The 25528-nt window shown below is 74.3% G+C and carries 26 protein-coding genes and 1 pseudogene; 13 read left to right on the top strand and 14 right to left on the bottom strand.

What is annotated here, in order from left to right:
* Positions 1-83: 83 nt before the first annotated feature.
* Positions 84-890: an endonuclease I family protein gene (locus ACLJTM_RS13960; RefSeq protein ID WP_411103850.1), complete on the top strand. Its 807-nt coding sequence runs from the start codon at positions 84-86 to the stop codon at positions 888-890.
* A gap of 116 nt (positions 891-1006) precedes the next feature.
* Positions 1007-1315: a DUF3040 domain-containing protein gene (locus ACLJTM_RS13955; RefSeq protein ID WP_411103849.1), complete on the top strand. Its 309-nt coding sequence runs from the start codon at positions 1007-1009 to the stop codon at positions 1313-1315.
* Between the two features lie 21 nt (positions 1316-1336).
* On the opposite strand, the gene ACLJTM_RS13950 is transcribed toward ACLJTM_RS13955, so the two are convergent.
* The 3 genes from ACLJTM_RS13950 to ACLJTM_RS13940 all read right to left on the bottom strand — a co-directional run bounded on the left by ACLJTM_RS13950 (position 1337) and on the right by ACLJTM_RS13940 (position 4778).
* Positions 1337-2965, bottom strand: coding sequence for a family 20 glycosylhydrolase (locus ACLJTM_RS13950; RefSeq protein WP_411104309.1), 1629 nt, complete (start codon positions 2963-2965; stop codon positions 1337-1339).
* A 76-nt stretch (positions 2966-3041) separates the two neighbouring features.
* Entirely contained in the window at positions 3042-3476 is a 435-nt protein-coding gene (locus ACLJTM_RS13945) for a GlcG/HbpS family heme-binding protein (RefSeq protein ID WP_411103848.1), read from the bottom strand.
* 78 nt (positions 3477-3554) lie between these two features.
* Positions 3555-4778 carry an MFS transporter gene (locus ACLJTM_RS13940; protein ID WP_411103847.1) on the bottom strand — a complete coding sequence of 408 codons (1224 nt, stop codon included), beginning with the start codon at positions 4776-4778 and terminating at the stop codon, positions 3555-3557.
* A gap of 266 nt (positions 4779-5044) precedes the next feature.
* Here ACLJTM_RS13940 and ACLJTM_RS13935 point away from each other — a divergent pair, with 266 nt between their 5' ends.
* Positions 5045-5500: a MarR family winged helix-turn-helix transcriptional regulator gene (locus ACLJTM_RS13935; RefSeq protein ID WP_411103846.1), complete on the top strand. Its 456-nt coding sequence runs from the start codon at positions 5045-5047 to the stop codon at positions 5498-5500.
* Positions 5501-5649: 149 nt separating this feature from the next.
* Here ACLJTM_RS13935 and ACLJTM_RS13930 read toward each other — a convergent pair whose 3' ends face one another.
* The 5 genes from ACLJTM_RS13930 to ACLJTM_RS13910 form a co-directional block, all read right to left on the bottom strand.
* Complete coding sequence (locus ACLJTM_RS13930; protein ID WP_411103845.1) at positions 5650-6060, bottom strand: hypothetical protein; 411 nt, start codon at positions 6058-6060, stop codon at positions 5650-5652.
* A 205-nt stretch (positions 6061-6265) separates the two neighbouring features.
* Positions 6266-6952, bottom strand: coding sequence for an RNA polymerase sigma factor (locus ACLJTM_RS13925; RefSeq protein ID WP_411103844.1), 687 nt, complete (start codon positions 6950-6952; stop codon positions 6266-6268).
* A gap of 8 nt (positions 6953-6960) precedes the next feature.
* Positions 6961-7443: an LAETG motif-containing sortase-dependent surface protein gene (locus ACLJTM_RS13920; RefSeq protein WP_411103843.1), complete on the bottom strand. Its 483-nt coding sequence runs from the start codon at positions 7441-7443 to the stop codon at positions 6961-6963.
* A 134-nt stretch (positions 7444-7577) separates the two neighbouring features.
* Positions 7578-8210 carry a class I SAM-dependent methyltransferase gene (locus ACLJTM_RS13915; RefSeq protein ID WP_411103842.1) on the bottom strand — a complete coding sequence of 211 codons (633 nt, stop codon included), beginning with the start codon at positions 8208-8210 and terminating at the stop codon, positions 7578-7580.
* Between the two features lie 156 nt (positions 8211-8366).
* Positions 8367-8741, bottom strand: a complete 375-nt coding sequence (locus tag ACLJTM_RS13910) for a YbjQ family protein (RefSeq protein ID WP_411103841.1) — start codon at positions 8739-8741, stop codon at positions 8367-8369.
* Positions 8742-8960: 219 nt separating this feature from the next.
* Between ACLJTM_RS13910 and ACLJTM_RS13905 the strand changes: the two genes are divergently transcribed.
* Positions 8961-9491, top strand: coding sequence for a hypothetical protein (locus tag ACLJTM_RS13905; RefSeq protein WP_411103840.1), 531 nt, complete (start codon positions 8961-8963; stop codon positions 9489-9491).
* 135 nt (positions 9492-9626) lie between these two features.
* Here the strand turns inward: ACLJTM_RS13905 and ACLJTM_RS13900 are convergent, their stop codons facing one another.
* The 3 genes from ACLJTM_RS13900 to ACLJTM_RS13890 form a co-directional block, all read right to left on the bottom strand.
* Positions 9627-10025: an NTP pyrophosphohydrolase gene (locus ACLJTM_RS13900; RefSeq protein ID WP_411103839.1), complete on the bottom strand. Its 399-nt coding sequence runs from the start codon at positions 10023-10025 to the stop codon at positions 9627-9629.
* A 13-nt stretch (positions 10026-10038) separates the two neighbouring features.
* Positions 10039-12300, bottom strand: coding sequence for an AAA family ATPase (locus tag ACLJTM_RS13895; RefSeq protein WP_411103838.1), 2262 nt, complete (start codon positions 12298-12300; stop codon positions 10039-10041).
* 213 nt (positions 12301-12513) lie between these two features.
* The gene (locus tag ACLJTM_RS13890) at positions 12514-12948 is read right to left on the bottom strand and encodes a VOC family protein (RefSeq protein WP_411103837.1); all 435 of its coding nucleotides are present in this window, start codon (positions 12946-12948) and stop codon (positions 12514-12516) included.
* 60 nt (positions 12949-13008) lie between these two features.
* Between ACLJTM_RS13890 and ACLJTM_RS13885 the strand changes: the two are divergent.
* Both ACLJTM_RS13885 and ACLJTM_RS13880 read left to right on the top strand, forming a co-directional pair.
* Positions 13009-13311, top strand: a pseudogene (locus ACLJTM_RS13885) (YoaK family protein); the annotation flags it as partial.
* A complete protein-coding gene (locus ACLJTM_RS13880) occupies positions 13232-13747 on the top strand; it encodes a DUF1275 family protein (protein WP_411103836.1) in 516 nt (171 codons plus the stop codon). The pseudogene ACLJTM_RS13885 and the gene ACLJTM_RS13880, both read left to right, overlap by 80 nt.
* On the opposite strand, the gene ACLJTM_RS13875 is transcribed toward ACLJTM_RS13880, so the two are convergent.
* On the bottom strand, positions 13713-14657 hold the full coding sequence (locus ACLJTM_RS13875) for a tellurite resistance/C4-dicarboxylate transporter family protein (RefSeq protein ID WP_411103835.1): 945 nt from the start codon (positions 14655-14657) through the stop codon (positions 13713-13715). The genes ACLJTM_RS13880 and ACLJTM_RS13875 overlap by 35 nt on opposite strands.
* Before the next feature lie 784 nt (positions 14658-15441).
* Here ACLJTM_RS13875 and ACLJTM_RS13870 point away from each other — a divergent pair.
* Positions 15442-16569 carry a PP2C family protein-serine/threonine phosphatase gene (locus ACLJTM_RS13870; protein ID WP_411103834.1) on the top strand — a complete coding sequence of 376 codons (1128 nt, stop codon included), beginning with the start codon at positions 15442-15444 and terminating at the stop codon, positions 16567-16569.
* Between the two features lie 83 nt (positions 16570-16652).
* Positions 16653-16832, top strand: a complete 180-nt coding sequence (locus tag ACLJTM_RS13865) for a CsbD family protein (RefSeq protein WP_411103833.1) — start codon at positions 16653-16655, stop codon at positions 16830-16832.
* 127 nt (positions 16833-16959) lie between these two features.
* On the opposite strand, the gene ACLJTM_RS13860 is transcribed toward ACLJTM_RS13865, so the two are convergent.
* On the bottom strand, positions 16960-18243 hold the full coding sequence (locus tag ACLJTM_RS13860) for a hypothetical protein (RefSeq protein WP_411103832.1): 1284 nt from the start codon (positions 18241-18243) through the stop codon (positions 16960-16962).
* 250 nt (positions 18244-18493) lie between these two features.
* On the opposite strand from ACLJTM_RS13860, the gene ACLJTM_RS13855 reads away from it, so the two are divergent.
* Positions 18494-20011 carry a cellulose binding domain-containing protein gene (locus ACLJTM_RS13855; RefSeq protein WP_411103831.1) on the top strand — a complete coding sequence of 506 codons (1518 nt, stop codon included), beginning with the start codon at positions 18494-18496 and terminating at the stop codon, positions 20009-20011.
* Positions 20012-20099: 88 nt separating this feature from the next.
* Here the strand turns inward: ACLJTM_RS13855 and ACLJTM_RS13850 are convergent, their stop codons facing one another.
* Positions 20100-20468, bottom strand: coding sequence for a DUF427 domain-containing protein (locus tag ACLJTM_RS13850; RefSeq protein WP_411103830.1), 369 nt, complete (start codon positions 20466-20468; stop codon positions 20100-20102).
* Between the two features lie 135 nt (positions 20469-20603).
* Here ACLJTM_RS13850 and ACLJTM_RS13845 point away from each other — a divergent pair, with 135 nt between their 5' ends.
* From ACLJTM_RS13845 to ACLJTM_RS13830, 4 genes are all read left to right on the top strand, one after another.
* Complete coding sequence (locus tag ACLJTM_RS13845) at positions 20604-20855, top strand: EF-hand domain-containing protein (RefSeq protein ID WP_411103829.1); 252 nt, start codon at positions 20604-20606, stop codon at positions 20853-20855.
* Positions 20856-21058: 203 nt separating this feature from the next.
* A complete protein-coding gene (locus ACLJTM_RS13840; protein ID WP_411103828.1) occupies positions 21059-21967 on the top strand; it encodes an oxaloacetate decarboxylase in 909 nt (302 codons plus the stop codon).
* 334 nt (positions 21968-22301) lie between these two features.
* A complete protein-coding gene (locus tag ACLJTM_RS13835) occupies positions 22302-23588 on the top strand; it encodes an MFS transporter (RefSeq protein ID WP_411103827.1) in 1287 nt (428 codons plus the stop codon).
* A complete protein-coding gene (locus ACLJTM_RS13830) occupies positions 23585-25450 on the top strand; it encodes a prolyl oligopeptidase family serine peptidase (RefSeq protein ID WP_411103826.1) in 1866 nt (621 codons plus the stop codon). Before ACLJTM_RS13835 ends, ACLJTM_RS13830 begins: the two co-directional genes overlap by 4 nt.
* Positions 25451-25528: the final 78 nt, after the last annotated feature.

The raw sequence follows: 25528 nt of genomic DNA, 5'->3' as shown, positions 1-25528 counted from the left end.
ACAATGTGAGCCTCGCTCTGCCACCTGATATCCCGCCAATTCCCCTGGCGGGCACGGTGCTTGTGGAGAGGTACCCCCACGCCATGAAAATCTCCCGTCTGACCCCCTGGGCGGCCGGCCTCGCCGCGGCCGCCCTGTTCGCGATACCGGCGACCGCCAGCGCCGGCCAGGAGGACGCAGCAGCCCCGCAGGCCGCCGCCGGGACCCTCGACGCGTACTACGCCGGCGCCGAGGGCAAGACCGGCGCGGCGCTCAAAACGGCCCTGCACGACATCATCAAGAACCAGTCCAAGGTGTCCTACGACGGCGTCTGGAACGCCCTGAAGGCCACCGACCAGGACCCGGCCAACCCGAACAACGTCATCCTGCTCTACTCGGGCCGCTCCCAGTCCAAGTCCACCAACGGCGGCGGGGCCAACGACTGGAACCGCGAGCACGTCTGGGCCAAGAGCCACGGCGACTTCGGCACCGCGACCGGCCCGGGTACCGACCTGCACCACCTGCGCCCCGAAGACGTCACGGTCAACAGCACCCGCGGCAACAAGGACTTCGACAAGGGCGGCAGCCCGGTGGGCGAGGCGCCCGGCAGCCTCACGGACGCGGACTCCTTCGAACCGCGCGACGCGGTCAAGGGCGACGTGGCGCGCATGCTGCTGTACATGGCGGTGCGCTACGACGGGGGTGACGGCTTCGCCGACCTGGAGATGAACGACAAGGTCAACAACGGTTCGGCTCCCGCGATGGGCCGGATCAGCCTGTTGAAGCAGTGGAGCCAGCAGGACCCGCCGGACGCCTTCGAGCAGCGGCGCAACCAGGTCATCTTCGACTCCTACCAGCACAACCGGAACCCGTTCATCGACCACCCGGAGTGGGTCGCCTCCATCTGGTGACCGGCACCCGGCGGGCGGTGACGGCATCCTGGGGTTGGGCCGCCGCACGCCGGGTATTCGCAGGCCAGAGGGTGCTGTGTGCGCCCATCGGTTGCAGCCGACGGAGGTACCTCGTCATGGACGGAGCCGGCCTTTCCGACCACGAACAGCGCGCCCTGTCGGCGATCGAGGCCCAGCTCAAGGGGGACCGCTCCCTCAACCGGGTGCTGGGGTCCGCGCACCGGCGCCACCGGCTCGGTGCGGCCTGCCTGCTCGGTGCGGTCACGGTCGCGCTGCTCATCGCGGCCTCCGTGACCGTCTCGCAGCCTCTGATCTGGGCTTTCGCCACCGCTTGGATCCTCACCGCGGTCACGGCCCTGCCGCTGCTCGGCCAGTGGGCCCACCGCCGCTGGCAGCGCCGCGACCGTACCGTGCGGCGCTGGTAGCCGCCGGGGTCGGCGGGAGCCTCAGAGGCGGTCGGCCAGGGCCTTGAAATCGGTCCAGGGCTTCTGCGGGGCGCGGGCGTCCCACACCTTCTGGGAGAGCGCGGCGAGCGGCAGCCGGATGCCGTCGGCCACCTGTGCCTGGGTCTGCGCACCGGCCAGGTCGGCCCAGACGGCGAGGCGGGCGCCCAGTATCTGGTTGCCGTACCGGGCAGGCACGGGGGTCGTGCCGCGGAGCACCAGCGGGGTCCACTGCTCGTAGATCCTCTTGCCGGTGGGGTAGGTGAACTGGTTGGGCTGGCCGAGCACGTAGTAGAGGTACTCGTCGTTGAGGTTGACGACCTTGCGGCCCTCGGCGAGGTAGCCCTGCGGCGGGCGGGCGCCGATCTCCTTGCCGGTCCAGTACTCGGCCTCGATGTCCTTCGCGGCGCCGACGGCCCCGCCGGTGAAGAAGCCGTCGTTCCACGCCTTGAGGGCCTTGCCCGACGGACGCACCACGTTCGCCCGGTCGTTCAGCCAGCCCGTCGCCAGGTCCTGGACCCGCCCCGTGGGCCCGTACCGCTGCCTGGCCGCCGCGGCGAGCTGCGGGAAGGAGGCCTGCGGGTCGCGGACCACGAGCGCCTGGTACTCGTCGGCACCCAGGTGCCAGGCCCCGCCCGGGAACAGCGGCAGGTACTCGCGCAGCAGGTCATCGACGAGTTTGGCCGATGCCGGGTTGGATATGTCCACCGCGCCGCGGACGGCCTTGCCCTGCGCGTCGCGCAGCTGGAGGCCGGGGTGTGCGCGCAGGACGGCGCCCAGGTGGCCGGGCGAGTCGATCTCCGGGACGACCGTGATGTGCCGGGAGGCGGCGAGCGCGGTGATCTTGCGGACCTCGGCCTTGGTGAGGTGCGGGGTGGAGACGATCTCGGGGTGGCTGTCGGACTCGATCCGGAAGGCCTGGTCGTCGGAGAAGTGCAGGCCCAGCTGGTTCAGCTTCAGGTCGCCCATCTCGCGTATGCGGTCCTCGATCCAGTCGGCCGTGAAGTGCTTGCGCGCGATGTCGAGGTTGAGTCCGCGCTGGGGTTTGGCCGGGGCGTCGCGCACGGTGCCCTCGGGGGCCGAACCGGCGGAGGCGACGGCCTGCTTGAGGGTGCGGGTCCCGTAGAACACCCCGGCCTCGTCGGGGCCGGTGATCCGGACCCGGCCGTCCTTGACGGTGAGGCCGTAGGACTCGGGCGGCCCGGATGCCTTGGGGGCCAGCGAGAGTTCGACGTCGCCGCGGCGGGCCGGCTCGGTGTCCGTGTAGCCGAGGCGGAGTTCGCCCGCGAGCAGGGCGCCCTCGTCGGACAGGGCCGCCTTGTCGGCCTGTCCGACGACCACGCGGGCACCGGACGCGGGTTTCCAGCCGGGGCCGCGCGCCGGTACGTGCTCCTGCACGGCGGGGATCGTCTGCGGGGCCGTGGACAGCGGGTGGGTGGGGCTCGGGACGGGCGTGGGGTCGCCGGGCGCTGTCGGCGAGGCGCCCGGTGCGCTCGTGCCGGAGGCCGGGGCGGCGGGTGCCCGGGCCTCGTCGGAGGCGGCCGTACAGCCGGGCACGGCAAGGCTGACCAGCGCGGCAGTCGCTGCCGTCGCCATGACATGGCCTTTCACGAAGAACCTCTTGTTTCCCATCGCGTACACCCCTGTCCCCCTTACCAACCTGGCACGGGGGACCCGGAAACGCGACCCGGCGGCGCCGGGGGCGGGCTCAGGCGGCCAGGGCGGCCAGTGCCGCGGCGGCGAAGCCGTGGTCCTGGTCGGGTGCGCCGCCGCCGACGCCGAGCGCGCCGACCAGACGGCCGTCCCGGTGGACCGGGAGGCCGCCGGCGATGAAGAGCAGCGGCCGGTCCAGTGCGGTCGGCAGGGTGTGGAAGGGGCCGCCGGGCTGTACGGCCTGCACCAGGTCGGCGGTCGGCGCGTCCAGCTGGAGGGCGGTGTAGGCCTTGCGGGTGCTGGTCTCTCCCGAGATCAGCACGGCGCGGTCGTCCCGACGGAAGGCGAGCAGGTGGCCGCCGGCGTCGAGGACGGAGACGGAGATGCGGACCCCGGCCGCTTCGGCGGCGGACCGGGCGGCGCTGACGAGCAGCTCGGCGTCCTCGGTGGTGAGCGGGGCGGTGGTGGCGGTGCGGGTGGCGCTGGACATGGGGATCTCCTGGGAGGGGGTGCGTGCCCGGGGAGGTGCACGGGAGGGAGGTCGGTCAGGTGACCGGGGGGAGGCGGTTCAGTGGCGGGCGGCGACGGCCGTGGCAGCCTGTCCGCCCGACGCCGCGACGAGCCGGCCGGCGGTGGCGCCGCGGGCGGCGGTGCGGCGCTCCAGCGCGCCGGACACGAGGGCGAGGACGAGGGCGGAGGCGGCGAGGGCGGCGCCGACCCAGTTCGGCGCGGTCCAGCCGAGGCCGGCGGCGAGCACGAGGCCGCCGAGCCAGGCGGCGAGGGCGTTGCCGAGGTTGAAGGCGCCGATGTTGACGGCGGAGGCGAGCGTGGGCGCACCGGCGGCCTGGTCGAGCACCCGCTTCTGCAGCGGCGGGACGGTCGCGAAGCCGAGGGCGCCGATGAGGACGACGGTGACGGCGGCCCCGGCCTTGCTGTGGGCGGTGAGGGTGAAGAGGGCCAGCGTCACGGCGAGGGCGCCGAGGGAGGCGTACAGCATCGGCATCAGAGCGCGGTCGGCGAACCGGCCGCCGACGAGGTTGCCGCCGACCATGCCCAGGCCGAAGAGGACCAGGAGCCAGGTGACGGAGGTGTCGGCGAAGCCCGCCACGTTGGTCATCATCGGGGTGATGTAGGTGATCGCGGCGAAGACGCCGCCGAAGCCGAGAACGGTCATCGCCATCGCGAGCAGCACCTGGACGTTGCGGAAGGCGGCCAGCTCGTGGCGGATCCGGACGCCGTCGGGCCGGGGCAGGTCGGGGACCAGCCTGGCGATGCCGAGCAGGCCGAGGACACCGAGGGCGGCCACGGTCAGGAAGGTGATGCGCCAGCCGAGTTGCTGCCCCACGAGGGTGCCCAGGGGCACGCCCACCACATTGGCCACGGTGAGGCCGGTGAACATCATGGCGATGGCGCCGGCCTTCTTCTCGGGGGCGACCAGTCCGGCGGCGACGACCGAGCCGATCCCGAAGAAGGCTCCGTGGGCGAGGGAGGCCACGACGCGGCCGGCGAGCATGACGCCGAAGGCCGGGGCGAGGGCGGAGAGGACGTTTCCGGCGACGAACAGGACCATGAGCAGCATCAGCATGCGCTTGCGGGGGATGCGGGTGCCGAGGACGGTCATCAGCGGGGCGCCGAGGACGACGCCGAGGGCGTAGCCGGTGACCAGGAAGCCCGCGGTGGGGATGGAGACGCCGTAGTCGGTGGCGACCTCGGGGAGCAGGCCCATGATCACGAATTCGGTGGTGCCGATCCCGAAGGCCCCGATGGCGAGGGCGAGCAGTGCGAGAGGCATGGGGGGAGGTGCCCTTCAGGGGAGGGTGCGGTGCGGTACGGGGGCGGCCGGAGTGCCGTGCACGGGCCGCCGGGTGCGGGACACGATTGCTGCCGCCGCTTACGTGCGTCCACATTAATTGCAGACGCGGGATATTTGCAAGCGCGGGCTATTGCGTCCGTGTCCTATCCTGGGGACTGCGGCGGCTTCCGCGCGCGCCTCCGGTCGCGGCGCACCACCCGTACCCGTCCGTACCCGCTCGTACCGCCCGTTTCCGAGGAGGAGCCATGACGGCCACCGACAGCGCACTCACCGCCCTTTCGCAGGGCTGGTGCGCCCTCTCCCTCCTGCACGGACGCATCGAGGCGCACATCGAGCGGGCCCTCCAGGCAGGGCACGGTCTCAGCGTCCGCGAGTACTCGCTGCTGGACGTGCTCAGCCGCCAGCACAGCGGCCCGGGCGGGCACCTGCGGATGCACCAGGTCGCCGACTCGGTGGTGCTCAGCCAGAGCGCGACCACCCGCCTGGTCAGCAGGTTGGAGGACCGCGGACTGCTGAGCCGCTACCTCTGCGACACGGACCGGCGCGGCATCTACACGGACGTGAGCGAGGCCGGCCTGGCCTTGCTGGCCGAGGCCCGTCCGACGAACGACACGGCCTTGCGCGAGGCACTGGACCAGGCCGCGGACGACCCGGAACTGGCCCCCCTCGTCGCGGTGGTGCGCAGCACCCGGACCGCCTAGTGCGGTGACCGGGAAGGTGTGCCGGGTCGCGGCGTCCGGTGCAGTGCCTCGCAAGGCGGAGGACCACGTCTCGTACTGGACGCACCTGCGCGGTCCGACAACGCCGCGAGGTGCCGTGCCGGGCGTCGCGACCCGGTGAACCTTCCCGGTCACCGCACTGGCGCGGTGACCGGCCGGTCAAGCCCGGCGCACAGGGCCGCCCGCCGGAAGATCAGGGCGTGGGGCTGCTGCTCGCGCCCGGCGGCGCCGGCCGGGATGCTGCGGCCGAGGATGAGGGCGTCGGGGACGGGGACGGGGACGACGGGGAGGCCGAGGGCCGGGCTCCGGGCGTGCGCGAGGGCGGCGTCCCGTGCGTGGCCGGTGCCCCCGGGGTGCGCGGTGTCACCGACGGCGCCGGAGTGCCGGACCCGGCCGGCCCCGGAGCGGTGGACTCCGGCGGGCGGGACGGCTGCGGGACGGGCGAGTGCGCGGGTCCCGCCGACGGGGTGGGTGCCGTGATCCGCGGCGGGGTGGCCGGGGGCTGCGGGCCCTGCGGGGTTTCCGGGGCGATCAGCAGCCATCCGGCGCCTGCGGCCGCCGCGGCCGCCAGAGCTGCGAGGGGCAGGGCGAAGCACCGCGCAGCGCGCCGCAGCCGCAGCCGCTCCGGCGGCACCGCCGGGCGCCCCGGCGGGTCGGCCGGGCGCAGCCGGCCGATGTCGATGCCGTCCGCCCGTGCGCCGAGGGCCTGCCGAAGCCGCTGCTCGACGGGGCGTTCGCCGTCCCGCGTCATATCCGTCCCTCCAGGATCCGTTCCAGCGCGTCGAGGCCCCGGCTCGCGTTCGACTTGACCGCTCCGCGGCTGATGCCGAGGGTCGCGGCGATCTCCGCCTCGCTGAGGTCGGCCCAGTAGCGCAGCACCAGCACCTGGCGGCGGCGCGGCGTCAGCCGGCCGAGTGCCGCGAGGACCTCGCGGTGGGCCTCGTCCAGGACGACGTGGTCCTCGGCGGACGGCAGGTCGGCGGGCGCGGGCGGGGTCCAGGCCCGCACGGTGCGCCGGCGGCGCAGCACCGACCGGGAGGTGTTGACGACCGCCGTGCGCAGGTAGCCCAGGGCATTGTCGACCTCGCTGATGTGCTCGCCGTGGCGGCGGTAGAGCGCGGTGAAGGCGTCCTGGACCACGTCCTCGGCGGTGGCCAGGTCGTCGACGAGCAGCACCGCGAGCCGGACCATCCGCAGCCGGTGTGCGTGGTAGAGCTCCGTGACGGTGGGCGCCGGCGGTTCGGCGGGCCCCGGCGCGGGGTCCGCCGCGAAATCCGGGGCGTATGCGTAGGTGTACGGGTACGGGCGGCGGCCGTGCGGCGGCCTCGGGGCGTGCGGGGCGGAGCGGTCGTGGCGCAGCAACGACCACAGGCCCCGGCGCGCCCGGTCGAGGACGGGCGCGGCGGGGCCGGCGGGCAGAACGAGGTGGAGCACGGAGTTCCTCAGCCGTTGGCGCGGCGCCGCACGGTGTACAGGGCGCCGGCGCCGAGGACGATCAGGCCGGCGGCTCCCGCTCCCAGGGCGGTGGTGGTCGCGGAGGAACCGGTCTGCGCGAGTTCACCGTCACCGGGCGCCTGGGAGGGGGCGGCGGAGGAAGCGGCCGAGGGTGCGGCGGACGGCCGGATCGAGGGCTGGGCCGCGGGCTGGGCGCTCGCGCCCGGCGCGGACACGGACGGCCGGGGCGAGGCGCTGCTCGCCGGGGCGGGCTGCGCCGGGGTGCTCGTCGCCGGGGCCGGCCTGCCCGGGGTGGCGCTGGACGCCGGAGTGGGCGAGGCGCTGGACGCGGGGGCAGCGTTCGCTGCGGGAGCCGCCGGTGCCCCGGCCGCGGCCGACGCCGGCCCGGCCAGGGCGACGAGCGCCCCCGCGGCGGCGGCGGTGACGGCCGCCCGGCGCAGGGGCTGGGGGACGCGCTTCAGGTTCTTCACGGTGGTTCTCCACGGTCGGGTCCAGGACGCGGAACTGCGCCCTTCACCCCCGCACGACGCCCGACCCGCCCCGAGGTTGCCGCCGCTGCCGGAAAACTTTCGCCGGCCGGCGCGCGGACCCGCCTGACGGGCGGTCAGACGGGTCGCCGGGCGTAGCAGAAGAAGTGCTCCTCCGGTCCTGCCGCCGAGGGGTCCTGCGGGTGGTACACCTCGGTGTACTGGTGCAACACGTCCAGTCCGCCCCCGGTGAGCCGGGCCAGGTGGCCCTCCGGGGAGAGGCTGCTGACGGTGACGGGGTGGCCCATCCACTCGATGTCCAGGCCGCGGATGTCGCCGGGGACGGTGGCCATCACGAAGTACCCGCCCGGGGCCACCCACGACGCCAGGCGGTCCAGGGAGGCCGCGACCTCCGGCTGGTCCATCACGAGGAGCGGGAAGAAGGAGCACACCGCGTCGAAGCCGCCCGTCGGAGGCGTCCAGGTGCGCACGTCGGCCTGCTCGAAGCGGGCCTGCGGCACCCTGGCACGGGCCAGTTCCACCATGGCCGCCGAGACGTCGATGCCGGTGACCTCGTACCCGGCCCGGGCCAGGGCCTCGGCGGCGGGCCGGCCGGTACCGCTGCCCACGTCGAGGACGCGGGCGCCGCGCGGCAGCCGGGCGCAGAGCCAGTCCAGCGCCCGCAGTTGGCCCGGAACCCGGCCGAACAGCTCGTCGTAGCGCTCACCCAGCGCGTCGAACACCTCGGCTGCGGACTCGCGTCGGCCCATGGGAACCCCCCGTCTGCGGTACCGGCCACCGTACGTCAGGTCCGCGGGCACCGGTACGGGTCGAACGCGAAGGCCGTACCGGCAGGGGGTTGAGACGGGGGCGCCGAGGTCCGCGGACGGCGCCCGTAGGGGGAGTCCACCGCGGCCGGGCGCCGGCTAACCGGAGGTGGGGGCCAGGATGACGGCGGTTCCGTAGGCGCACACCTCGGTGCCCACGTCCGCGGCGTCCGTCACGTCGAAGCGCATCATCAGCACGGCGTTCGCGCCCCGCGCCTTCGCCTGCTGGATGAGGCGGTCCATCGCCTGGTTGCGGGTCTCCACCAGGGTCTTGGTGAGGCCCTTCAGTTCGCCGCCGATCATCGACTTCAGGCCGGCGCCGATCTGGCTGCCCAGGTGGCGGGAGCGCACGGTGAGCCCGAAGACCTCCCCGATGACCTGCTCGACCCGGTAGCCGGGGACGTCATTGGTCGTCACGACCAGGACGCCGGTCTCGTGGGCCCCTGCGCCGCCGCCGAAATCTTCGATACCCATGGCTCCCACTCTGGCTCCGCCCCGCAGCGTCCGCATCCGGAGGGAGGCCCCGCCGGGCGGGGCCAGACGGGCCCCGCATTGGGCATTTCGGGCTAAACGGCGGTGAGTCACCCGGGTCGCGCGCCCCTGCCTGGCCATAGTCGTCCGTGGCAACCTCCCGGTTGCCGCCCCGCGCCGCGTGCCGCGGCCGGGCGGATGTCTTCGTAGAGGAGCCGGCTCATGCTGAAGCCCACCAGGACCATCCTCGCTCTCGCCGCCGGAAGCCTGGTGCTCGGTCTGGTCGGGACGGGCGCCGCCGTCGCGGACGAAGGGCCGATGTCCACCCTGCCTGCGCACGAGAGCGCGGCCGGCGGACACCAGTACCGCTCCGTGATCGGCAAGGTCGTCTCGCGCGGCCCGCTGAAGGTCCGCAGCAGGCCCACCACCCGCTCGCAGGCCGTCGGCGAGGTGCAGCCGAACCGCACCGTCGAGATCGACTGCAAGTCGAACGGCGAGTCCGTCGACGGCAACCGCATCTGGTTCCGCCTCCAGGAGCGGCGCGACGACAACGGCAACGACTGGGAGAACGGCGAGAACGACCAGAACGGGGAGAACGGCCAGAACGGCCAGAACGGCAACGACTGGGAAAACGGTGACGGCGGTACCGACTGGGAGAACGGCCCGGCCGCGAAGCGCCGCCAGTACGGCGAGGAGCGCTGGGTCGCGGCGCGCTACGTCCGCAACCAGTCCCAGGTGAAGTTCTGCCGCTGATCCCTCCCGGCCGCGACGCCGCCCACGGCCCGACCCGGTCGGCCGGCCGGTCGCAGCCGGTCACAGGTGGTCATGTCCGGTTACGTCCGGCGCCCCCTCGGGCGCCGGACGCAGCCGTGTCCGGTCCGGAACCGGTCAGTCCGCAGGACGTACGGCCCGCGGCCCCACGCACCGCGCGCCGTACACCCGGACCCGCTCGCGCAGGGCGCGGTCGGCGGTGACCACCACGCAGTCGCGGTCCGCGTGGGCGGCGGCCAGTTCCACGATCCGGTCGTCCCCGCTGCCGGGGGCGGCGTCCACCCTGACGCCCGGTACGGACTCGACGCCCCGGGCCGCGCCCTCCACGACGAGGACGACCTCTTCGCCCTCCGCGCGGGCGGCCAGCCGGTCGCGCAGCCGCTCGGCGGCGCCGCGGCGGTCGCGCCACCAGCCGTCCGGGACGGACCCGACGACGTTCGCCCCGTCCACGATCAGCACGGGCGGGTCGGCCGCAGGCGCCGGAGCGCCGCTCCCCCCGGTCGTGTCCTGCGCCATGGCGGCACCCCTCTCAGAAGTCGCCGTAGTTGACCTGCCAGGTCGGCAGGCCCATCCGGCGCCAGACGGCCACGACCCGGTCCCGGTCGTCGAGCGAGACCCGTACCGCGTACCGGTGGCGTACGTGCGCGTCGAACAGCTCCGCCTTGACCAGGTCGTCGCGGCGCGTGTCGCCGGCCGCCCGCATCCACAGCTCGTCGTAGGGCACCCCGTGCCGCCTCAGCCAGGACTCGGTCTGCGGACGGTGCTCCTCGCTGCGCCCGGACAGCAGCACGATGGTGTCACCGTCGGCTCGCCGGAAGGCGTCCAGCGCGTGGCGGACCGGTTCGTTGAGCAGGTCGAGCTCGCAGCGGGAGAAGTCGTACGGGCCTCGGTCGCCGGTCAGCGCGAGGGTGCCGTCGATATCGCACAGGACGGCCGAGGGCAGGGCCGGGTCGGGGACGTACGGCTGCACGTCCGGTACGGCCGGCGTGCCGGAGCCGCCGTTCATCCAGGCCGTGGTCAGCCGCCAGCCGCCCTTGCGGGCATTGCGGTGCTTGTCGGCCAGGATGCGGATGATCTCCTCGCCGACCTGCCGCTCCCGGGCTGCGTCCCGGCGCAGGCACTCCTCCAGCGGCACGTCGGTGAAGTCGTGCACGACGAAGGTGGCGAGGCCCCCGACGGCGGCCTTGAGCCGCTTCGGGATGTGCTTGGTCAGGTGCGTGTTGTCCACGACCACGTCGAAGCCGCCCTCGACGGCCGCACGGACCGCCGCGTCCTGGATGTCGAGCACGGTCTGCTCGTGCGCGAAGGAGCGGCCGCGCTCGGGGTCCGGCAGGTCGAGCATGGCCCGCAGGTCGTCCAGGTTGACCCGGCGCATCCGGCCGCCGGACTGCGCCTGGAGGGCGCGCGCGGCGGTGGTCTTGCCGGAGGCCGGCAGACCCGTCATCACGTGGACGACGGGCAGCGCAGCCTCCTCCGGCTCCACCGCGTCGGCCGTCGCGGGTTTCGGTACGGCGACCGTCACCGCGGGAGCCGGCGCGGGTGCCGCGGGCGCGGAACCGGCGGTGCCTGCGGGTGCGGCCGGCGCGCCCTCCTCGTCGGTGGCGTACGCGTCGGCCGTCTCGGGCCGCACGTGGCGCCAGGTGGTGAGCTCGGTCGGCCGGCCGTCGAGGCGCTGGAACATCGCGGCGCGCACCCCGCGGTCCTTCAGCCCCTTGACCCCGCGGGCGAACGCGCCGCGGTCGGCGGCCAGGTGGGCGAGGCTCGCGTAGGCCTCGTCGATGGCGCGCTCGTGGCGTGCGGCCTCCTGCTCCAGGCGCTCGATCACCTCGCGCACCCAGGCGTCGAACTCGTCGGGCACCTGCTCCAGCAGTGCGTCGAGCGGCTTGCCGCCCGAGGCCTCGATGTCGGCGAGGGTGCAGTTGAGGCTCTGTGCGAGGCGCTGGGCGGGGACGCCGGCGAACCGCTGGATGCCGTGGCTGCGCCAGATGTCCCGCTCGTTGACCCCGGTCAGGACCCGGTGGAGCCGTACGTACTCGGCGATCTTGGCCTTGGCGCGTACGCCGGAGGCGAAGCGCAGCACGAAGCCCTCGGCGTCGGTGCCGGTGGCCGCGGCGCCGCCGGGCAGGGTGCTGGACTCCGTCAGTGCCAGCAGCTCGTCGAGCGGCATGGCGGGCCACACGGTGACGACGGAGCCGACGGCCTCCCAGTGCGCGGCCGCTTCGGCGAGCGGTACCTCGGCGCCGTCGGGGCCGAAGGCGGCGAGGAGGACGAGGTCGCGGCGGTCGCCGTAGTTCACGACGATGCGGTTCTGCGGGTACAGGATCTCGGCGAGGTAGGTGGTGCCCGGGCGCAGCGCCGAGGTGTCCTTGCCGTCGAGCCGCCGCTGCGCCCAGGCGGCCTGGGAGCTGGTGAAGGAGCCCTTGGAGGCGACCCACCAGCTGCCCGCGTAATGGAAGACCACGGCGAGGCTGCCGTCGACCTTCTCGTAGACCTCGAAGGGCTCGTCCGGGAGGGCGGGGGCGTACGGCAGGCCGGCCTCGTGCTCGCCGACGTTGAAGAACTTCGGCAGCGGCAGGGCGACGACGGCGCCGGTGGTGTCGTCGGCGACCAGTCCGCGGCAGCGCGTGGTGACCTGGTCCCAGACGCCCTGGTACTGGGCCGTCCGCGTGTAGGTGTAGATCGACAGCGGCAGCTCGGGGTGCGGCTTGCGGCTCACGTACCCTGCGGCGATCGATGCGGCCAGTGCCTGGGCAGGCATCAGGTCATGCAGAGTCAGGCGCTCCTGGCTCATGGGTTCCTCCCGGTTCGAGACGGTCCATTCTCATCTGCGGGAGGGAGCGTCCGGTACCCAATTCTTCCTGGTCGCGGCGGCCGGGCCGGTTGTCGTCCCGGGAACGCGGGACGCGGCCGGGGACCGCGGTGCGCGCGGCGCGGCGGCGGTCATGGCGCGGGCGGGGTCCCCGGTGGCGGGTTGCGGGTTGCGGGCTGTGGGTTGCGGCGCAGCCTAGTGGGAGATGCAGAGCTCGTTGCCCTGCGGGTCGGCGAGGGTGGTCCAGACGGAAGGGCCCTGGCGGCCTTCGTGGAGGAAGGTCGCGCCCTTCTCCAGGAGCCGCTCCACGACGGCCTTCGGGTCGTCGGACCCGGTGCGCACGTCCAGGTGCACGCGGTTCTTCGCGGTCTTGGCCTCGGGCACGTACTGGAAGAGGATGCGCGGGGCGCGTTCGAGGCCCTCCGGGTGGCGGATCCCGTTGCCCGCCTTCCACACGAGGGTCCCGCGGTGGGTGGTGGTGTCCTCCTCGGTCGCGTGTCCCGCGGCGATCAGACCGCGGATGAACGCCTCGTCGCTGGCCTCCACCTCCCAGCCGAGGGCGTCGGCCCACCAGTCGGCGAGCGGGTGCGGGTCGGCCGAGTCGATGGTCACCTGAAATGTGTATGCCATGCCGGGACCCTACTCAGACGGGTACCCGCCCGCCACGGGAAAGGCCAGGGAGGGACACCGATGACGTCTGGGCGCGGCATCCTGCGGCCGCTGGCCGCGCTGCTCTTCCCGCCGGGGCCGCGGGGCGGCGGGGCTCCGCACGGGGTGCTGCCCCCGCTGCTGGTGGTGCTGACCTTCGTGGCCGGGCTGGTCGACGCCGTGAGCTTCCTCGGGCCGGACCACGTGTTCGTCGCCAACATGACCGGCAACGTGGCCTTCCTCGGCTTCGCGCTCGCCGGGGACCGTGAACTCTCCGCCACGGCCTCCCTGGTCGCGCTGGGCGCGTTCCTGGCGGGGGCGACGGCGGCGGGCCGGCTGCGGCGCGATCGGCCGGCGCACCGCATGTTCGGACCGCTGGTCGCGGCGCAGGCCGTGCTGGTGGGCTGCGCCCGCCGCGACGGCGACGGCGGCGGCTGCGGGGCGGGCGGCCGAGACGGCCGCCGTCGTCCTGCTGGCCCTCGGCATGGGGCTGCAGAATGCCGTGGTGCACCGGTTGGGCATCCCCGACCTGACCACGACGGTCGTCACCCGCACCCTGACGGGGCTGGCCGCGGACCGCTGGGGCGCGGCCTCCGTACGCCGGCTGGTCTCGGTCGGCGCCCTGCTGTGCGGGGCGCTGGCCGGCGGCCTGCTGGTGAGGGGGCCCGGCGCCCGGTGGGCACTGCTGGCTGCGGTCGTCCTGCTCGGGTGGGTGGCGGTGCTGGGCTTCCGGGCCGGTACGGGGCTCAGCCCGGGCGGCCGGCACGGCGCGAGCCGATGAACGCGACGCAGGTCAGCAGCCACGCGCCCACCGCGATCCAGAGGAGCACCTCGCCCAGCGGGCGCAGCAGGTCCACGCCGGTCGGCTTGGCGGCTGAGAGGCAGGCGGTCGCGGTCATGCCGAGCGGGAAGACGGTGGCCCAGCGCCGGATGTCGTAGTGCGACCGGGGGTGGCGCAGCTCGGCGGTGAGCAGCACGGCGTACCAGGCGAGGGACAGGGCGAGGGCCGCCAGCGTGACGGTACGCAGTGCCGTGTGCACTCCGCCGGTCCAGACGGGCGAGGCCGTCAGCTTGGCCCCGGCGAGGGCGGAGATGGACAGGGCTCCGCCGGCTACCCAGTGGTCGCCCGCGCCGCGCGCGACTTCACGGAAGTCGAAGTGGGCGAGCGCCACCCCGTAGAGCAGCAGGCCGAGGCAGAAGGCGGCCAGGGCGGCCCGCGCCAGCCAGTCGTGGGGGCCGGTGGCGGCGACGGAGGCCGCGAGGACGGCGAGCCCCTGGGTGGCCACGCAGACGAGGAAGACCGCACCCGGCATCCGGCTGCGCCAGTGGCGCACGACGCCGGCCAGCAGGCCGGGCCACACGACGGCCGCCACTGCCAGCAGCACGGCGGCGAGGGTGTGCAGCCCGAGCGTGTCGATCCGGGCACCCAGCACGGTGGTGGCGGCCACGGCGGTGAGGGCGGCCGGGGTGTCGGCCTCCGCGCGGAAGCGTCCGCGGTCGCCCAGCAGCCGGGCCGTGAAGTCCGCGGCGAGCACGCACCACAGCACGACGGCGACGGCCAGCGCGGCCAGGGACAGGACGTCGTGCCCGGTCAGCTCCAGCCCGACCGAGAGGATGCCCGCGGCCATGACGGCCGCGCCCGCGGCCGGCGGCAGGCCGGCCCACCAGGCGTGGCGGGGAGGGGGGTTCACCCCTCCAGCGGACACCAGGTGCCGACGGCCCGCCAGCGGGCCGCGCCGACGGGGTGCCCGGCCGGCGGCCCGCCCGGCCCGCCCCCCGGGGCCGGGGCCGGGCGGCCGGGCTCGGGCGGCCCGGGGCTGGCGGCCGGGGGCTGGCGGCCCGGCTCGGGCGGCCTGGCGGCCGGGGGCTGCCGGGCCGGCTCGCGCGGCCGGGCTCGGGCGGCCCGGCTCGGGCGGCCGGGCTCGGGCGGCCGGGCTCGGGCGGCCGGGGGCTGGCGGCCGGGGCTGGCGGCCGGGGGGCTGGCGGCCCGGCTCGGGCGGCCGGGCTCGGGCGGCCCGGGGCTGGCGGCCCGGCTCGGGCGGCCCAGCTCGGGCGGCCGGGGGCTGGCGGGCCAGCTCGGGCGGGCCGGCTCGGGCGGCCGGGGGCTGGCGGCCGGGGGGCTGGCGGCCCGGCTCGGGCGGCCCGGCTCGGGCGGCCGGGCTCGGGCGGGCCGGCTCGGGCGGCCGGACTCGGGCTGCCAGGGGCTGGCGGCCGGGGGGCTGGCAGCCCGGCTCGGGCGGCCGGACTCGGGCGGCCGGACTCGGGCGGGTGCCGGATGGGATGGCGGCGGGTCGAGGCGCCGGGGCCGGGCCGCCCCGGCGGGTCCGGACGCCCCGGCGGGTCCGGACGCCCCGCCAGGCCGTGGCGCCCCGGTGGTGCCGGACGCCCCGCCCGGCCGGGGGTCCCGTCCTGCTCCCCCGGGGCCGACGGCCTGGCCTGGGCGCTTCGGGGCGCCGCGCGGTGTATGCAGGGGGGATGGACCTCCGGCTGCCTCGTACCGACCGTCCTCGATCCCGGCAGGCGCGCCACGCGCAGCTCGCGGTCCCGTTCGTCCTGATCGCCGTGGTGACCGTGGTGGACGTGCTGGCTCCGCCCGAGGTGCACCTCGGCCCGTTCCTGGTGGCCGCGCCCGCGGTCACGGCCTCGTTCGCGGGCCCGCGGATGACGGGGTTCGTGGGCTTGGTCGCCGTCCTCGCGCAGGTGGTGGTGTCCGTCGTGCGCACCAGCCTGACCGACCTGAACCACACCTTCCAGATCACCGCGCTGATCATGATCTCGGTGATCGTGACCCTTTTCGCCCATCTGCGCGAGGTGCACGAGAAGGAGGTGATCCAGCTGCGGTCGGTCGCCGAGACCGCCCAGCAGGTGGTGCTGCGCCCGCTGCGGGAACGGATCGGTCCGCTGCGCGTCGCCTCCGTGTACCTGGCCGCGGCGGCCGAGGCCCGGATCGGCGGTGACCTGTACGCAGCCGCCCGAACGGCCACGGCGACCCGTCTGATCATCGGAGACGTCCGCGGGAAGGGCCTGGAAGCGGTCGGCGACGCGGCCCTCGCCCTGGGCGCCTTCCGGGCCGCCGCCCATCAGGAGTCCGATCTGCCCCGGCTGGTCGCGTACCTGGAGGGAGCCGTCGCCCCGGACCTCGACGACCCGCAGGACCGGGGCGAGAGCTTCATCACCGCGGCCGTCCTGGAGATCCCGGACCGGGAGCCGGCACTGCACCTCGTCAGCTGCGGCCATCCGCCGCCGCTGCTGCTGCGCGACGGGCGGGCCGTCCCCCTGGTCGTGGACCATCCCGCTCCGCCCCTGGGCCTCGCCGGTCTGCTGGATTCGGCCCTCGCGCCGGAGTCGTTCGGCTTCGCGGTCGGTGATGTCCTGCTGCTCTACACGGACGGCGTACTGGAGGCACGCGACGCGTCCGGGGCCTTCTTCCCACTGGAGGAACGCGCGGCCGCCCGGTCCGGGGCGGAGCCGCGCACCCTGCTGGAGCGGCTGTGCGCCGACCTCCTCGCCCATGCGGCCGACAACACCCTGGGGGACGACGCCGCGATGGTCGCCATCGAACGGCTGCCAGGGCCGCCGGACGGGCCCACCCGGTCCCACTGAGACGGTTTGTCACGGATTGCGCCGCACCGGGTCCGGACGCAAGGTGGGCATGCACATCCCTCCACGGAAGGAACGACCTCGTCATGGGCAAGGCAAAGGCCAAGGTTAAGCAGATGAAGGGCAAGCTCAAGGAGTCCGCGGGCGGCGCCATGGACGACCACCGCATGCAGGCGGAGGGCAGCGCCGAGCGGGCGAGCGGCAAGACCGAGGAGATGACGGCGAAGGCCGGGGAGCAGATGAAGAAGGTCCGGGGCAAGCACTGACCCCGGTCCCCCGGTTCCGCCCGGCCGCGCCCGTCTGCGAGACGGACGCGGCCGGTCCGCGTCGCGGCGCCGGATGCGGGGAGGGGGGCGGGGGCCGGGAGAGCGGCGACTGCGGGGGCGGGGGCGGTCAGGAGCCGTCGGCGAAGACGGCGTACACGGCCCGACTGCCCGCGTATTCGCTCAGGTTCCAGATCACGGATTCGCGGTACGCCCAGTCGGCGGCGGTGCCGCTGTGGAAGCTCAGGTCCTCGCAGCCGACGCCGAGGCGGACGACGGTGGCGGGCTTGTCGGCGCCGGACCGGACCGTGCGCAGGTAGCCGTTGGAGGACGGTCCGTCGCTGCGTGACAGGTAGTGCTTGCCCTGGCGGGAGACCACGCCCTGGAGCTTGCCCTGCTTCACGGTGACGGCCTCGGTCGCGGTGGTGGAGGCGAGGGTGCGCGTCACGTGGTCCAGCGGCCACCGCACGATCTTGGGGGTGGCGACCGTGGAGCCGTTGCCGTTCCACCCGGAGCCGGAATAGTCCACCACGGGGGCGTCCAGGCTGGTGGCGTACTCGGTGACGGTGAGGCTGTCCGGGCTCGACGCGCGGTCGAGGCCGATCGCCGAGAAGCGCAGCAGGGTGCCGGTGTTGTCGTAGGCGGCGGTCTGGGGGGCGACGAACCGGTAGTCGTAGGCGTGGTAGCGGCCGTCGGTGTGCTTCCCGCAGACGTCCGGGAGGCCCGTACTGACCTCGAACATCCGGTCCAGGTCGAACACTCGCAGGCCCTTGTAGGTGTCGACGACGTACAGCCGGTTGCCGTACCACATGATTCCGCCCGCGTGTTTGAGGACGGGCTGGTAGGTGAAGGTGCCGTCGCTCGCGCGGACGGGCTCGACGAGCAGGACGTGCCGGTAGACGGGCGCGGAGGCCGAGCTGTAGTCGACGAAGCTCAGCCGGATGCCCTTGTCGGTCGCGAAGTCCTGGACCTCGTTCTCGTCCGGGTCGGTCTCGAAGTACCAGGACACCAGGACCACGCGCTTGCCGCCCGCGGGCCACAGACCGGCGCCGAGCGCGTCGGCGCTGGTGGTGATCCCCTGCGGGATCCACTCGGCGGCGTCCTGGTCCCCGCCGTTCCAGGTGAAGCCGTGCGAGAAGCCGCCGACGCCGGGCGGGGCCGAGGACAGGTTCGTCGCAGGGCGGTTGGCCGCGGCCAGCACCTCGGAGACCCCCACCGTGGGCAGGACGCCCGCCAGGCCGGCGATGTGGTCCGCGAACCGCCCCGATGCGTTGGAGGTCCGCTCCGCAAGGGTGAACTGGCCGGGAACGAGGGTGCCCGCGCGCGCCGTTGCGGGGGCGAGAGCCGCGCCGGCCGCGGTGACGAACGGCGCGGCGGCCATCCCCTTGATGATCGTCCTGCGTGACATGGTCATGCGGCGAGAATCTAGGTCTTTGCATCCTGCCGGTGCAAACTCCCGACGGCCGTTCAGCTGCATGCGGCGGCGGGCCTGTTGGTGGGGTGCGGAAGCGGCTCCGGGGCCCGTTCCTGAGGTCCCGCTTACCCCTTCCTTAAGCGGAACCTAAGACTCGAAGGTTCCGCCCCGTAACGAACAGATGTCCGTTTCGGGGCGGCTAGCGTGCTGCCGCACCCCCACTCCCCGTACAGACAGAGGCAGGCACGCAATGAGCAGCACAGGCGGTCACCGGCGCAGGGCGAGCCGTACGGCGAAGGTCACGGGCGCGATCGCGGCGGCGGCGGTGATCGGCGGCGCGGCCTTCGCGTTCACCGGCACCGCCCAGGCCGCCTCGGTCGGGGCCGCGTACACCAAGTCCAGCTCCTGGAACGGCGGTTACACCGGGCAGTACGTGGTGACCAACCACACCGGGCAGAACCTCTCCGACTGGACGCTCTCCTTCGACCTGCCCGCGGGTACGAAGATCGAATCGCTGTGGAACGGCACCCACACCGTCGACGGCCGGCACGTCACCGTGCGGCCCGCGGACTGGAACCGGCAGCTCGCCGCGGGAGCCTCGGTCATGGTCGGTTTCGTGACGAGCGGTGGCGCGGACGCCCCGGGCGACCCGACCGGATGCCGTATCAACGGGCTCAAGTGCTCCGTGGACCAGGGCGCCACGGCCCAGCCGAGCGGGCGCCCCACCGGCCTCCCCACACCCACCGCGACGGCCACGGGCGGCTCCGCCACGCCCACCGCGAGCGCCTCCCCCACGGTTCGGCCCACCACCTCGGCCTCCACGGCCCCCACGCCGACCGGGGGCACCACACCGGGCGGCGGCGGGAAGCCCGCGGCGGGTGCACGGTTCGCGCCCTACGTCGACACCTCGCTCTACCCCTCGTACGACCTGCTCGACACCGCGGCCAGGACCGGCGTCAAGGAGTTCCACCTCGCCTTCATCACCTCCGGCGGCAGCTGCGCGCCGCTGTGGGGCGGTGTCACCGACCTGGCGAGCGACAAGGTCGCCGCCCAGATCGGTGCGTTGCGGGCCAAGGGCGGCGACGTCCGCGTCTCGTTCGGCGGGGCCGCCGGACACGAACTGGCCCTCAACTGCTCCACCGCCGAGCAGCTGGCCGCGGCGTACGGAAAGGTCGTCGACCAGTACGAGCTCACCCGCGTCGACTTCGACATCGAGGGTGCGGCCCTGCCCGACACGGCCGCCAACACCCGGCGCGCACAGGCCATCGCGAGTCTGCAGAAGTCCCACCCGGGCCTGGACGTGGCCTTCACGCTGCCCGTCATGCCGGAAGGCCTGACGCAGCCGGGCGTGGCGCTGCTGGCCGACGCCAGGAAGAACGGCGTACGGATCGACGGCGTCAACATCATGGCGATGGACTACGGCCCGGCCTACTCCGGTGACATGGGCCAGTACGCCATCCAGGCCGCGACGGCCACGCAGGCTCAGGTGAAGGGGGTCCTCGGGCTGTCCGACGCGGCGGCCTGGAAGACCGTGGCCGTGACCCCGATGATCGGCGTCAACGACGTCGCGAGCGAGGTGTTCACCGTCGAGGACGCCGGCCAGCTGGTGGAGTTCGCGGCGGCCAAGGGCATCGGGCGGCTCGCCATGTGGTCCGCGACGCGGGACCGGCAGTGCGCGGCCGGCGCCGTCGACCACGCGGACCCCACGTGCAGTTCGGTCCTCCAGCAGCCGTTGGCCTTCACCAAGGCCTTCGCGGCGCTCAAGTGACGCTCGGCGCTCCAGTGACGCGGGCCCGGTCCTGCCCGGCCGGCTGCCCGGCCCGGTCCGGTGGGACCGGGCCGGGCGCCGCGCCCCGTCAGACGACCTCCGTGTCGTAGAAGCAGAAGTGGTCCGCTATTCCTGCCGCCACCGCATTCGGCTCGGGGAAGCCCCAGGCCAGGTCCGGTGCGCCCGGCACCGACCAGTACACCGTCTCCCCCTTGAAGGGGCAGGCGGTGCGGGTCGGTGAAGCGGTCAGCAGGTCGGTGCGCACGTCCGCGCGAGGGATGTAGTAGCGCACCGGGCAGCCGGTCTCGCGCAGCACCACCGGCCGCCGGGTCTCGGCGAGCACCTGTCCGTCGCGTACGACGCGGACGTGTTCGGTGCCCTGGCTGACGGTGATCTCGTGTCCGCTGTGCGCGCCGTGCTCGGCAGGCGCGTCGTGTCCATGGTGTGGAGAGGTCATGGCCGGAGCAGCACGGCAGGGGCGCCCCGTTATTCCGGCCGCTCCCCCGCCCGCGGGGGAACCCGGGCGCAGCCCCCGTCGTTCTTGCCCACAGGATGCGCGGGCCGGCCGGGCCCCGCGGAGAGGGAACGCGTGATGAGCGACAAGGCCCGCACCCTGTTCGACGCGCTCGATCTGAATGCGGACGGCGCCCTGACCAGGGCAGAGGTGATCTCGGCCCTCCGGGCGAAGGGCCCGACCCTCGCTGCGCGGGGCGACCTGCCGTTCTGGGGAGTGCGGGACGCGGAGGCCTCCTCGGCCCTGTTCGACGCCGCGAACGCGGACGGCGACGACGTACTGACCTTCGAGGAGTTCTCAAGGGAGGTCGACCGGCGCTTCGGCTGGTAGTCCGGCCCGCCGCCCGGCTGCCCGCCCGCCCGGCGGCCCGGGGCGACTCGTCGCGGGTGGCGGCGCACGCCACGCGGCGCGTCGCGGGCTCATCCGGGTGAACGGGGCGCGCCCGCGTCCGGCGGGATCGTTCCTGCTCCGGACGGCTGCGTCAGGATCGCCGCAACCGGACCCGACGGGGGTCCCGCGGGTGAGGTGGCACGGTGGACGCGCCCTACGGCAGCGCACTACGAGGATCCGTGGCGGGTCCGGGTACGACCCCGCTCATCGGGGTGTACGACATGTACTCGGCGTCCGTGGCCTCCGGCCTCTACGACGCCTTCTTCGTCTCGGGCTTCGGTTTCGCAGCCTCCTTCCACGGCCTGCCGGACGTCGGCTTCATCGCCTGGCCCGACATGGTCGCCTTCACCGAGCGGCTGCGGTCGGCGTTCCCGGCGCACCATCTGCTGGTCGACATCGACGACGGCTACGGGGACCCCGAGGTGGCGGCCCACGTCGTACGCCGGCTGGAGGGCGCCGGAGCCTCGGGGGTGATCCTGGAGGACCAGCAGCGCCCGCGCCGCTGCGGGCACGCGGACGGCAAGCAGATCCTGCCCCTGCCGGAGTACCTCGCCAAGCTGGACCGGGTCCTCGAAGCCCGCCGGGACCTGTTCGTCGTCGCCCGCACCGATGCCACCGACGAGGCGGAGATCCTGCGGCGCACCCGCGAATTGGCCTCCACGGCGGCCGACATGGTGCTGGTGGACGGCGTACGGAGCGCCGCCCAGCTGGCGCTCGTACGCGAGGCGGCCGGGGACAAGCCGCTGCTCTTCAACCAGATCGGCGGCGGCAAGTCCCCCCGCTTCTCCCTCACCGAACTGACCGCCCTCGGCGTCGATGCCGCGATCTACAGCACGCCCTGCCTGTTCGCCGCACACCGGGCCATCGTGGACACCCTGACCGCGCTGCAGGCCGAGGACGGCAGACTGCCGGACCCCGGCGCCGACTCCACGATCGGTGTGGCGCAGTCGACGGAACTCCTGGCCCGCAACCTCGGCCGCCCCCGCGCGACACCGGCACCCCGGGAAGGCCGGCGGCCCGCACGGGCCGACACCCCGGTGACCAGCAGCTGAACCCCGCAGGCTCCCCCGCCTCCGCCCGCCTCCTCCCCGCCCCCGCCCCCCGCCTCCGCCATCGGGGAGGCGGGGCGGGGTCCGCGGGAGCGCGCCCGGCGCCGGTGTCCCCGGCTGCGCTCCGGACGTGTCGGAAGGGATTGAAGTGATGCAGGTGAGAGAAGAAGCCTCCGAAAACCGCATTCCTTGATCCAGAATTCCCATTCGAACGCGGGTGTTGTGACAGGTGTCCGCGTTCGATACGATCGCAACCCTCAACCGCCGTAAGTCCACCTATTCATGGGGGCATTGTGGGTGCGACAGCGTCACCAATACCTCCTGAGCGGGATATGTGATGGGCGAGGCCGACGAGAAATTAAAGCATTCCGGCCCTTTATTACCCGAGGTTGAGCCACAACCCCCCTCCCCACCCCGTTCTCCGTCCACTTCACCGTTCCGCAGCCGGGATTTCACTTTCTTCTGGGCGGCGGGCGCCATCGACGGTCTCGGCACCTGCGCCTCCTCCCTCTTCCTTCCGCTGATCCTGCTGGGCGCCGGACATCCGGCCGGCCTCGCCGGACTCGTCGCGTCGGTGGCCCTGGTCAGCGGTCTGGTGGTCTCGCCGGTCGCGGGCGTGTACGCCGACCGGTGGCCGCGCAAGCCGATGATGTACGGGGCGGCCCTGGTCGCGGCGGCCGCCATGGGATCGGTGTTCGTGGCCGTGGCCCTCGGCCACGTCGTCCTCGCGCACGTCCTCGTCGCGGCCGTCGTCGAGCAGGCGGCCAGCGCCACCTACGGGGCCGCGGCCTCCGGGACGATCCGGCGGCTGGTGCCGCCCGAGGGGTACGCCCGGGCCGTCGGATACCTGCAGGCGCGCGACCAGGCCGTACAGATCGTCGGACCGACACTGGGCGGCGTGCTGTACCAGCTGGCGCGATGGGTCCCGCTCCTCGCGGACGCGGCATCCTTCCTGCTGGTGGCCGCGTTGAGCAAGACGATCCGCGCGGACCTGACGCCCGAACGCGAAGGCCCGGCCCCCTCCTTCGCCCGTGACCTCGCCGAAGGTCTGCGCTTCGTGCGCGACGAGCCCTTCCTGCGCTTCGTCGTGGTGTGGACCGCCGGCATCAACGCCCTGCTCGGCGCCCTCTACTTCCACGCGGTGTTCACCTCGCACGACCGGGGCGCCAGCCCCTCCTCCATCGGCCTCATCCTCACCCTGGCGGGTGTCGGCGGGCTGCTGGGCGCGCTCGCCGCGCCGTGGCTGGTCCAGCGGGTTCCGGCGCCGCGGATCGTGACCGGCGCCTCGTGGGCCATGGTGCCCACGGCGGCCGGGCTTGCGTTCGCGTCCCGGACCTGGGGCTACGGGCTGCTGCTGGGCGGGGTGTCGCTGATCGTGCCGTCCGTGGTCGTCGTCCTGCAGACCCGGGCCATGCTGGTGACCCCGGACCGCCTGCTGGCCCGGATGGGCACGGTACTGGGCACGGCCGGCCAGGGCGTCGCCGTGCTCGCGCCGGTGACGGCGGGGGTCCTGGTGGCTGCGTACGGGGGCCGTACGGTGGCGCTGGGCTGCGCGGGCGCCTTCGCCGGCCTGGCGCTGTACGCGACCGCCCGGGCCGGACTCATGGCAGGGGAGGCGCCGTGACTCCCGCCCCGCCGAAGACGGCCACGCGCACCTACGGCGTCTACCGGCCGGTGCTGCCGGTGGTCAGTCCGCGGAATCCGGACCGGATGGTGTACACCGGGGACGCCGAAGGCCGGTGCGAGATCTTCACCTGGGACCGCTCCAGCGGCACGGCCCGGCAGGTGACGGACCGTCCGCACGGCACCCTGCTGTGCGCGATCGACGAGGACGAGACCGTCTGGTGGTTCGACGAGGACCGTGCCGGCAACGGCGGCTGGCGCACCCAGGCCTTCGACGGCGGCCCCGACCGTCCCGGGCTGACCGGGTTGCCGTACGGCCGGCCCGCCGGGCTGGCCCTCGGGGCGGGGGGCAGGGTCGCCGTCGGCATCCGCAGTCCGGAGGGGCTCAGCGTCCACATCGGACGGCGCGGCGGCGCAGCCGCGACCGTCCTGCACACGACGGCCTCCGGCACCCTGTGCGACCTGGCGCCGGACGGCCGGCTGCTGGCGGTCTCGGGGCCGGCGCACTCCGACCGCGCCGTGACCGTGCTGCGCCCGGACGGCACCACCGTCGCGGTGCTCTCCGGCACGGACGAACGCACCTGGGCCCTCGGCTTCGCCCCCGCTTCCCCACCCGCATCCGAACCCATACCCGTCCCGCTGCCCGGGACCGGACCCCGGCCCGCTGCGGCGGCCGGCCGCGCCCTGCTGCTGGTCATGCGGGAGCGGGCCGGCCGCTACCACCTCGGCACGTGGGCTCCCGGGCGCGGCGTGGAACTGCTGCCCTGGTGCTCGTTCGACACGGAGACGACGGCCCGCTGGTACCCCGGTCCGGGGGCTCCGCGAGTCCTGGTCCGGCAGGACCGGCACGGCCGCAGCCGCCTGTTCACCGCCGACCTCGACCGCAGTGCGCTGACCCCGGTGCCCACCCCGGAAGGCAGCATCCTGGACGCGTCGCCGGCCGCCGACGGTGACGTCCACTTCATCTGGACCGACGCGGTGAACGTGCCGCGCGCACTGACCTTGTCGGGCGCGTCGCTGCCCGGGCAGAGCCAGTGGCGCCTGCCCCGGTTCGGGCGCCGCCGGGACCTGTGGACGGCCGGGCCCGACGGACCGGTGCACACCCTCGTCACCACCCCCGCCGACCGTCCCGCACCGTACCCGCTGGTCTTCCTCGTCCACGGCGGCCCCGCCGACCACGACCGCGACGCCTACGACCCGATGGTGCAGGCCCTCGTCGGCTCGGGCTACGCCGTGGCCCGCACGAACTACCGGGGATCGACCGGCTACGGGCCGCACTGGCGCTCCGCCTACTCCGAGGGCGTCGGCCACACCCAGGTCGCCGACCTGGTGCGGGCCCGGGCCGAGCTGCTGGAGCGCGGCATCGGCCGGGCGGGCGCGGTGGGCCTGTGCGGCACGTCGTGGGGCGGCTACCTGACGCTGCTGGCCATGGGGACCCGCCCGGAACTGTGGGACGCCGGGGTCGCCGTCAAGCCGCTCGCCGACTGCACCACGGCCTTCCGGCACTCGACGCCCGCCCTCCAGGAGCTGGACACGAAGCTGTTCGGGGGCACTCCGGACGAGGTACCGGAGGCCTACGCGCACGCCTCCCCGTCCTCGTACGCGGCCGCCATCCGCTCCCCGCTGCTGGTCGTCGCCGCGCGGCGGGACGCCAAGTGCCCGCCGGAGCAGGTGGAGGCGTACCTGGCCGTCCTGCGCGCGGGCGGTGTGGCCCACGAGCTGATGTGGCTGGACTCGGGCCACGACGGCTATGACGGGGCCGACCACCTGGCCGTGATCCAGCGGTCCCTCAGGTTTCTCGGCCGCGGGCTGCCTCCGGCGCCCGTACGGGCCGAGCCGTCCCCGCACCCGGAGAGGAGGTGAACATCATGCAGAAGGACATCATCCACGGCGACCCGCTCGAGGGCGACGAGGAGAGCCGCAAGCCGGGCGTCGGCGTCG

This window comes from Streptomyces sp. cmx-4-9 (genome assembly GCF_046548835.1).
GTDB lineage: Bacteria > Actinomycetota > Actinomycetes > Streptomycetales > Streptomycetaceae > Streptomyces.
The sequence above is the reverse complement of the archived record's forward strand: the minus strand, read 5'-3'. Positions and strand labels throughout refer to the sequence as shown.